Annotated in this window: 7 protein-coding genes; 3 read left to right on the top strand and 4 right to left on the bottom strand. The window is 67.5% G+C overall.

Going from position 1 to position 8,271, the window contains the following annotated elements:
• The first annotated feature begins 77 nt into the window (after positions 1–77).
• Positions 78–1,466 carry an MFS transporter gene (locus tag A9G05_RS24325; protein WP_069563396.1) on the top strand — a complete coding sequence of 463 codons (1,389 nt, stop codon included), beginning with the start codon at positions 78–80 and terminating at the stop codon, positions 1,464–1,466.
• 871 nt (positions 1,467–2,337) lie between these two features.
• Here A9G05_RS24325 and A9G05_RS24320 read toward each other — a convergent pair.
• From A9G05_RS24320 to pcsA, 4 genes are all read right to left on the bottom strand, one after another.
• Positions 2,338–3,648, bottom strand: coding sequence for an FAD-binding oxidoreductase (locus A9G05_RS24320; RefSeq protein WP_069563395.1), 1,311 nt, complete (start codon positions 3,646–3,648; stop codon positions 2,338–2,340).
• 73 nt (positions 3,649–3,721) lie between these two features.
• Positions 3,722–5,086, bottom strand: a complete 1,365-nt coding sequence (locus A9G05_RS24315) for a glutamine synthetase family protein (protein ID WP_069563394.1) — start codon at positions 5,084–5,086, stop codon at positions 3,722–3,724.
• A 468-nt stretch (positions 5,087–5,554) separates the two neighbouring features.
• A complete protein-coding gene (locus A9G05_RS24310; protein ID WP_069563393.1) occupies positions 5,555–6,091 on the bottom strand; it encodes a hypothetical protein in 537 nt (178 codons plus the stop codon).
• Between the two features lie 148 nt (positions 6,092–6,239).
• Positions 6,240–6,962 carry a phosphatidylcholine synthase gene (gene pcsA / locus A9G05_RS24305; RefSeq protein ID WP_069563392.1) on the bottom strand — a complete coding sequence of 241 codons (723 nt, stop codon included), beginning with the start codon at positions 6,960–6,962 and terminating at the stop codon, positions 6,240–6,242.
• A gap of 301 nt (positions 6,963–7,263) precedes the next feature.
• Between pcsA and A9G05_RS24300 the strand changes: the two genes are divergently transcribed.
• Both A9G05_RS24300 and A9G05_RS24295 read left to right on the top strand, forming a co-directional pair.
• Positions 7,264–7,470, top strand: coding sequence for a cysteine-rich CWC family protein (locus tag A9G05_RS24300; RefSeq protein WP_069563391.1), 207 nt, complete (start codon positions 7,264–7,266; stop codon positions 7,468–7,470).
• The gene (locus A9G05_RS24295) at positions 7,470–8,162 is read left to right on the top strand and encodes an RNA pseudouridine synthase (RefSeq protein ID WP_069563390.1); all 693 of its coding nucleotides are present in this window, start codon (positions 7,470–7,472) and stop codon (positions 8,160–8,162) included. The genes A9G05_RS24300 and A9G05_RS24295 overlap by 1 nt, the downstream gene beginning before the upstream one ends.
• Positions 8,163–8,271: the final 109 nt, after the last annotated feature.

Genomic DNA, 8,271 nt, shown 5'->3' with positions numbered 1-8,271 from the left:
CCCCGCCACACCCCTTGTCTGCATCGGCGGGGTGGCCGCTGGTTCGCCAGATAAAAACAACAAGAGAGGTGGAGTCCATGAACCACGCCCTGCACCCGGACGAACGGGAACAGCATCGCAAGGCCCGCAAGGCGGGCATCGCTTCCTTCATTGGCACCACCATCGAGTGGTACGACTTCTACATCTACGGCCTGGCCGCCGCGCTGGTGTTCGGCAAGGTGTTCTTCCCCGCCGACATGGACCCGGGCGTCGCCACCCTGCTGTCCTTCGCCACGCTCTGGTCCGGCTTCATTGCCCGGCCCCTGGGCGGCATCATCTTCGGTCACCTGGGCGACCGCATCGGGCGCAAGACCACCCTGGTGATCACCCTCATCATGATGGGCCTGGCCACCACCGGCATCGGCCTGCTGCCCACCTATGCGCAGATCGGCGTCTGGGCACCGGTGGCGCTGGTGTGCCTGCGGGTGATCCAGGGCATCGCCGTCGGCGGCGAATGGGGCGGCGCCATCCTAATCGCCAGCGAGAGCGCGCCCAAGGGCAAGGGCATCCTCTACGCCGCCTTCGCCCAGCAGGGCTCGCCCACCGGCAATCTGCTGGCGACCCTGGCCTTCTTCGCCCTGAGCAGCCTGCCGATGCCGGACTTCCTGCAATGGGGCTGGCGCATTCCCTTCCTGCTTTCGGCGGCGCTGGTGATCGTCGGCATGGTGATCCGCCTGACCCTGGAGGAGTCGACGGACATGCAGCGGCTGATGCGCGAGAACAAGACCGCCAAGCTGCCGATCCTCGAAGTGCTGCGCAAACACTGGCTGGTGGTGCTGCTCGGCGCGGGGACGCTGCCGGTGATCCACGTCACCTACTTCAAGAGCACCTTCGCCCTGTCCTGGGCCACCAAGACCCTGGGCTACAGCCAGAGCACCTTCCTCAGCATCATCGTCATCGCGCTGGTGGTGCAGTTCGTCAGCCAGCCCTTCGGCGCGCTGCTGACCACCCGCATCGACATGCGCAAGGCGGTGGCGATCATGGTGCTGCCGGAGTTCATCCTGATGCCGGCGATGTTCTTCTCCGTGGAGACCAACGTGTACTGGATCGCCGCCGTCGGCATGTGCCTGGCGACCATCCCCCACGCCATGTTCTACGGCGCCATCGGCGGCATCCTGGCCCGCGCCTTCCCCACCCGGGTGCGCTACTCCGGCCTCTCGCTGGCCTACCAGTTGTGCTCCCTGCTGGTGGGTGGCGGCACCCCGCTGCTGGCCCAGTGGATCCTCAACTCCACCGGCAGCATTGTCGGCGTGGCCATCGCCTCGGCGCTCTATGCGGTGGTGTCGCTGGTCTGCACCCTGGCCCTGCTGCGCATCACCGGGCACCGCGCCAGCGAACGCTCCACAGCGGAGCGGGACGACGGCGAACCGGATGCCCAAGCCGAGCCCCGCAGCGGCGCCCGCATCGGCCAGACCAACCCGGCCTGACCACCCCCACGACCCGCGTGCTCGCCACGCGGGTTGCACCTGGCACGCCCCCGGTAGGGGCGACTTCAGTCGCCAAGCGGTGCGCAGCGCTGCCGAGGGCTTCGCGAGCAGAGCTCGCTTACAAGCAGTCGCTACCTCGATCACCTGCGAATCTCCCGGGCTGAAGCCCGGGCTACGGTGGCTTTGGACAGGCACAGGGTGGACCGCGCTTCACCGGTCCACCGTCGGGGCCAACCGCAGCTGCTTTCGCGAATGGATACACCAAGGAGACAAGCCGTAGCCCGGACTTCATTTCGGGTAAGTCCCCGCGCACATGCCATAGGGCAGGCATTTCGCGAGCAGAGCTCGCTTACAAGCAGTCGCTACCTCGATCACCTGCGAATCTCCCGGGCTGAAGCCCGGGCTACGGTGGCTTTGGACAGGCACAGGGTGGACCGCGCTTCACCGGTCCACCGTCGGGGCCAACCGCAGCTGCTTTCGCGAATGGATACACCAAGGAGACAAGCCGTAGCCCGGACTTCATTCCGGGTAAGTCCCCGCGCACATGCCATAGGGCAGGCATTTCGCGAGCAGAGCTCGCTTACAAGCAGTCGCTACCTCGATCAGTGATCTCCCGGGCTGAAGCCCGGGCTACGGTGGCTTTGGACAGGCACAGGGTGGACCGCGCTTCATCGGTCCACCGTCGGGGCCAATCGCAGTTGCTTTCGCGAATGGATACACCAAGGAGACAAGCCGTAGCCCGGACTTCAGTCCGGGGAAGTCCCCGCGCACATGCCATAGGGCAGGCATTTCGCGAGCAGAGCTCGCTTACAAGCAGTCGCTGCCTCGATCAGTTGCAGATCTCCCGGGCTGAAGCCCGGGCTACGAGGCTTTAGCGGAGCTTTTCCAGCATCTGGTAGTACCACATGCCCACCGCCAGCATGGGGTTGCCGAACATGTCGCCCATGGGGACCTTGATGTGGGAGCAGCCGGCGAAGGTGTCGAAGCGCCCCAAAGTGCCGGTCATGGCCTCGGCCATGATCTCGCCCATGATGTGGGTGGTGGCGACGCCGTGGCCGGAGTAGCCCTGGCAGTACCAGACATTGGGCGAGAGCTTGCCCAGCTGCGGGATGCGGTTGATGACGATGCCCATGGCGCAGCTCCACTGGAACTCGATCTCCACGCCCTTGAGCCGGGGAAAGGTGCGCTCGATGGCCGGGCGCAGTTCGGCGGCGATGTCCCGCGAGTCGCGCCCGGAGTAGTTGGCGCCGCCGCCCAGCAGCAGGCGCTTGTCGGCGGTGAGGCGGTAGTAGTCGAGCACGAAGCGGCAGTCGTAGACGGCCAGGTCCTGCGGGTTGATCTGGTCGGCGACCTCGCCCAGCGGGCGGGTGGTGACGATGCCGCCCATGGCCGGGAAGATCATGCCCTTGAGCTTCTTGCGCTCCAGCTTGTGGTAGACGTCGCCGGCCAGCAGCACCTGTCCGGCGTTGACCCGGCCCTGGGCGGTGACCACCGCCGGGCGCGGCCCGTGGACGATCTCCAGCACTTCGGAGTGCTCGAAGATCATCGCCCCCAGGCTCTCAGCCGCGCGGGCCTCGCCCAGGCACAGGTTGAGCGGGTGCAGGTGCATGTTGCGGGTGTTCTTCAGCGCGCCCAGGTACAGGTCACTCTCCAGGTGGTTGCGCATACCGGCGGCGTCCAGCAGGGTCACCTCCCCTTCCATGCCACGGGCCAGGGCTTCCTCGTAGGAGGCCTTCAGCTCGTCCATGTGCGCGGGCTTCATCGCCGCGTGCAGGTGACCGTGCTTGAGGTCGCACTGGATGCCATAGCGGGCGACGCGCTGCTTGATGATCTCGTGGCCGCGCCAGCGCAGGTTCCAGATGAAGTCATCCACCTCCTTGCCCAGGCGCTGGCGCATCTGCTTGCGCATGGCCTCGTCGCCGGAGAGGCTGCCGGTGACCTGGCCGCCGTTGCGGCCGGTGGCCCCCCAGCCGATCTTCTTGGCTTCCACCAGGGCCACCTTGAGCCCGCGCTCGGCCAGCTCGACGGCGGTGGCGACGCCGGTGAAACCGCCGCCGATGATGACCACGTCCGCCTCGACCGTGCCGGTCAGGGTGGGGTAGTCGGTCTCCTGGTTGAGGGTCGCGGTGTAGTAGGAGCGGCAGCGCTCGGCGCTGGCGGTGTTCTTCAGTGCAGCATTCATCGGGTCATTCCTTCAGTGCCCCTGTGGGGGCATCCAACGGGTGCAGGCCGCCCGGCGGCCCGCGCAAAAAAGGTCAGGCCTGGTCCATGTACCAGCGCCAGTCCTGCTCGCTGACTTCGGCCATGAACTGGCGGTACTCGGCGCGCTTGACGGCCAGGTACACACCGAGGAAGGCCTCGCCGAACGCTTCGCGGGCCCAGGTGGAGGCTTCCAGGGCGCGCAGGGCGGTGAGCCAGTCGGTGGGCAGGCGCTCGGTGGCCTGGGCATAGCCGTTGCCCTGGACCGGCTCGCCGGGGTCGATCTCGTCGCGCAGGCCGCGGTGGATGCCGGCGAGGATGGCGGCCGCCGCCAGGTAGGGGTTGGCGTCGGCGCCGCAGATGCGGTGCTCCACGTGCCGGCTGGCCGCCGGGCCGCCCGGTACGCGCAGGCTGACGGTGCGGTTGTCCACACCCCAGGTGGGCGCCAGCGGGGCGTAGCTGTTGGCCTGGAAGCGGCGGTAGGAGTTGGCGTTGGGGCAGAACAGCAGCAGCGAATCCAGCAGCGATTCGAGCATGCCGCCCACGGCCAGGCGCAGCAGCGGGGTGCCGGCCGGGTCTTCGCTGGCGAACAGGTTGCGGCCCTTCGCGTCAGCCAGGCTGACGTGCATGTGCATGCCGGTGCCGGCCAGGTGATCGAAGGGCTTGGCCATGAAGCAGGCACGCATGCCGTGGGCATTGGCAACGCCCTTGACCAGGCGCTTGTAGCGCACGGCCTGGTCCATGGCGGTGAGCGCGTCACCATGCTCCAGGGTGATCTCCACCTGACCCGGGGCGTACTCGGAGATGGCGGTGCGCGCCGGGATGCCCTGGGCCTTGCAGGCGGCGTAGAGGTCGGCGAGGAACGGCTCAATCTGCTCCAGCTCGCGCAGACCGTAGACCTGGGTGGTACGCGGGCGGCGGCCGTCGGTGTCCAGCGCCGGTTGCGGGCGGCCCTGGGCGTCGTTCTTCTGGTCCAGCAGGTAGAACTCCAGTTCGCAGGCCATCACCGGGTGGTAGCCGTCGGCCTTGAGCTGGTCGATCACCTGCACCAGCAGGTGGCGCGGGTCGGCGATGGCCGCCGGCATGCCCTCTTCCGGGTGCATGCACACCTGCAGCGCGGCGGTGGGCATGCGCCGCCAGGGCAGGCGCACCAGGCTGCCGGGCAGCGGGTAGGCGCGGCAGTCGATGTCGCCCACGTCCCAGACCAGGCCGGAGTCCTCCACATCCTCGCCGTTGAGTGTGAGCCCCAGGATGGTGCTCGGCAGCGGACGGCCGCTCTGGTAGACGGCGAGCAGTTCCTCGCGGTGCAGCAGCTTGCCGCGCGGCACGCCGTTGGCGTCGAGGATGAACAGCTCGAAGGTGTCGATGTCCGGGTTCTGGTCCAGGAAGTTCTGGGCTTCCTGCGCTCTGGCAAATGTCATGTGGCTCCCTCTGCGCCCTGAGGCGCGCGAAATGGTCCCGTCCCTGGCCATGCAAAGGCTGTGCAGGCGGGCGAGGTCAACGATAGTGACGGTGCGGCGCGTGGGCCGCGATCAGGCAGGTGCGCTATCCGGCGGGCGCGCATGGCGGCAGTGCCAGAGCGCCCAGAAGGCCAGTTCGAGAGGGAGGGAGACGCGGGTCAGGGCCGGCCACCGGCTACACCGCCAGCGCACGCTGCCCAGGTGGGGCGGCGTGTGCGATACGGGGGCGGTTGTGCGGGTCGAACCCATCGGGAAGGTGCCGAAAACAAGGATGCCCCGGAGACTCGCACGCCCCCATGGGTGCTTAAAATCCAGTTTTTCCTATCTTTGGTTCAGGCGGCGCTAAACAATTTGCCGCCGGTGGGAGCAGGCTCCATGGCGAAGTGCCCGGGCACCGGGCCTTCGCGAATGACTCCGCCCCCGCACGCCTCAGGCGTCGTCCTGGGCGCCCTGCATGGCCTCGTAGACGGCCACGGCCTCGATGCCCAGCTCTTCGGCCAGTTCCAGCACGCGCGGCAGGTCCTGGGTGTAGACCAGCACGGCCTGCAGCACGCCCTCTTCCATCGGGTCGCTGAAGCCCACCAGCACGTAGCCGCCCTTCTCCGGGTAGAGCGCGCTGAGCTGCACCTGGATGCTGCGCACGGCGCGCAGCGGCTCGACCTTCTTCAGCTGCTTGGGCTGGATGTTGAAGGTCACGCTCGGGCCGAAGGAGGCGATGATCTGGCTCAGCAGCTCCGGGTAGTCGTCCGCGTGGAACAGCACGGTCTCCGGCAGGCTGCCCACCACCACCCACTCGCCGAGGGGGATGGTGAAGGTGTCGTCGTAGTTGATGTCGGGGTTAGCCGCGAGGAAGGCTTCCGGGTCGGTATAGGCCTGGGCCGCTTCGTCGGCGATCTGCTCGATCTCTTGCTCGGTCATGCAACCCGAGCTGATTTTGGTGATGAGTTCGACGAGCTGCGCTTTCATGGCAAGGAAGTCCTGGGGTGGATAACGAGGCGTGAAGGATATAGGCAAGCCGCCGCGCCGTCAGCCGAACCGGCCCTCGCGCTGCCGGGCCGCCGATGCCCCACGAAAAAGCCCGTCACAAGGACGGGCTCTTTCACCACCAACCGGCTCAGGCGCGGAGCTTGCCGGTCCAGTCCATCAGGCTGCGCCACAGGCACACGCCCACGAAGTAGGCCGAGGACAGGCCCCACAGCACCAGCATCATCGGCTTCATGCCCGGGTACTGGATGACCAGGAACATGCTGCTCAGCATCCACACGAAGGTCACGGTGATGTTCAGCGGCATCAGGCGCTTCACCCGGAAGGGGTGCAGGAACTTCAGCTTGGTCAGGGTCAGCGCGGCCAGCACGCAGATGATGCCGAAGCTCACTGCCGGCGGCAGGTCCAGCAGGTAGAGGTACAGCGCCACCACGTTCCAGGCCGCGGGGAAGCCGACGAAGTAGTTGTCGCTGCTCTTCATGTTCAGGTTGCAGAAGCAGAACAGCGACGACACCAGGATCAGGCTCACCGTGGGCAGCACGGTGTAGTCCGGCAGCGGTACGTAGCGATAGATGAAGATGGCGGGGATGAACACGTAGGTGAGGTAGTCGATCACCAGGTCCAGCGTCGAACCGTCGAAGTTCGGCAGCATGGTGCTGGTCTGGACCTTGCGCGCGAAACTGCCGTCCAGGCCGTCCACCAGCAACGCCGCGCCGAGCCACAACAGGCAGTCACGGGGTTGGTTGTCGAAGAGTGCCAGGATGGCCATCAGGGCCAGCACCACACCGGTGGCAGTGACGCCGTGGGCCGACCAGGCCTTGGCTTTATTGACCGCGTTGATTTGAGTGGACACGTTCGTCTCTATTCCGCTGAGTGGTGACGATATTGGGTAGACAACTGTTTTTTCCTACACGTTCATCGATCGGGTCCGAGCGACGACGGGCACAATGCCGAAGATTCTACTCGTTGCGCCAGTCATTCGATGCAGCTTCCTTCACGTTGGGCACGCTCCGCCGCTCAGCGGCTTGCCCCTGTGCCCCCGCAGCGCCCCGGCCAGAGGCCCGGCAGGCGCCTGACCGACCGTCGGCCCGCTGCGGCTTGCATCCCCGTCCACCCCGCTGCACCCTAGCGCGCCGAAACCCGACGCCCGTCCCATGAGCCAGCCCCTCGACCCGAACCGTTGCCCGCTCTGCGGCCAGCCCAACCAGTGCAGCCTCGCCCGTGGCGACGCCCAGCCGTGCTGGTGCTTCAGCGTCGAGATCGACCCCGAGGCCCTGCGCCAGGTGCCGCTGGAAGCCCGCGACCGCGCCTGCCTGTGCCCCCGCTGCGCCCGCCTGCGCGCTGACGACGAGCCGGCCTGATGCGCCTCGACCGCCTGCTGGGCAACCTCCCCGACCTCAACCGCCAGGACGCCCGCCTCGCCCTGGCCGCCGGCCGCGTGCAGGTCAACGGCGCCCCCGAGCGCGACGCCCGGCGCGAAGTGCGCGTGTTCGACCGCGTCACCCTCGACACCCGCGAGATCCAGCCCGGCAAGCCCGCCCGCTACTTCATGCTGCACAAGCCGGCCGGCTGGGTGAGCGCCACCTGCCACGACGAACACCCCACCGTGCTCGACCTGCTGGACGAGCCCGACAAGCACGAACTGCACCTGGGCGGCCGCCTCGATCTCACCACCACAGGGCTGCTGCTGATCACCAACGACGGCCTCTGGTCGCGCCGCGTGACCCAGCCCGAAACCAAGCAGCCCAAGGTCTACCGCGTGGAGACCGAAGACGAGATCGACCCCGCCTGCATCGCCGCCTTCGCCGCCGGCCTCTACTTCGCCTACGAAGACCTCGTCACCCGCCCCGCCCAACTGGAGATCCTCGCCCCGCGCCAGGCCCGCCTCACCCTGCACGAAGGGCGCTACCACCAGGTCAAGCGCATGTTCGGCCACTTCCGCAACAAGGTCGTCGGCCTGCACCGCGAGCGCATGGGCGACCTGCCGCTGGACCCGGCCCTGCGCCCCGGCCAGTACCGCGCCCTCACGTCGGACGAGATCGCCCTGTTCTGAAGCCCGACCAGCGGTAGCCCGATCCCCCGAACCTTTCGCCCCCGGCCCCACTCACAGCTCGGTGACCAGGCAGCCGACCAACTGCAGGCTTTTTTCCGGCCAGAGGCTT

Source organism: Pseudomonas sp. ENNP23 (assembly GCF_001728945.1).
Classification (GTDB): Bacteria; Pseudomonadota; Gammaproteobacteria; order Pseudomonadales; family Pseudomonadaceae; genus Metapseudomonas; species Metapseudomonas otitidis.
This window is presented reverse-complemented; position numbering and strand designations above follow the sequence as displayed.

Bases quoted from the DNA above. Each gene is read 5' to 3' on its own strand.
- A9G05_RS24295 (WP_069563390.1), top strand. From the start codon at position 7,470: ATGCGCCTCGACCGCCTGCTGGGCAACCTCCCCGACCTCAACCGCCAG.
- A9G05_RS24315 (WP_069563394.1), bottom strand. From the start codon at position 5,086: ATGACATTTGCCAGAGCGCAGGAAGCCCAGAACTTCCTGGACCAGAAC.
- A9G05_RS24320 (WP_069563395.1), bottom strand. From the start codon at position 3,648: ATGAATGCTGCACTGAAGAACACCGCCAGCGCCGAGCGCTGCCGCTCC.
- A9G05_RS24300 (WP_069563391.1), top strand. From the start codon at position 7,264: ATGAGCCAGCCCCTCGACCCGAACCGTTGCCCGCTCTGCGGCCAGCCC.
- A9G05_RS24310 (WP_069563393.1), bottom strand. From the start codon at position 6,091: ATGAAAGCGCAGCTCGTCGAACTCATCACCAAAATCAGCTCGGGTTGC.
- A9G05_RS24325 (WP_069563396.1), top strand. From the start codon at position 78: ATGAACCACGCCCTGCACCCGGACGAACGGGAACAGCATCGCAAGGCC.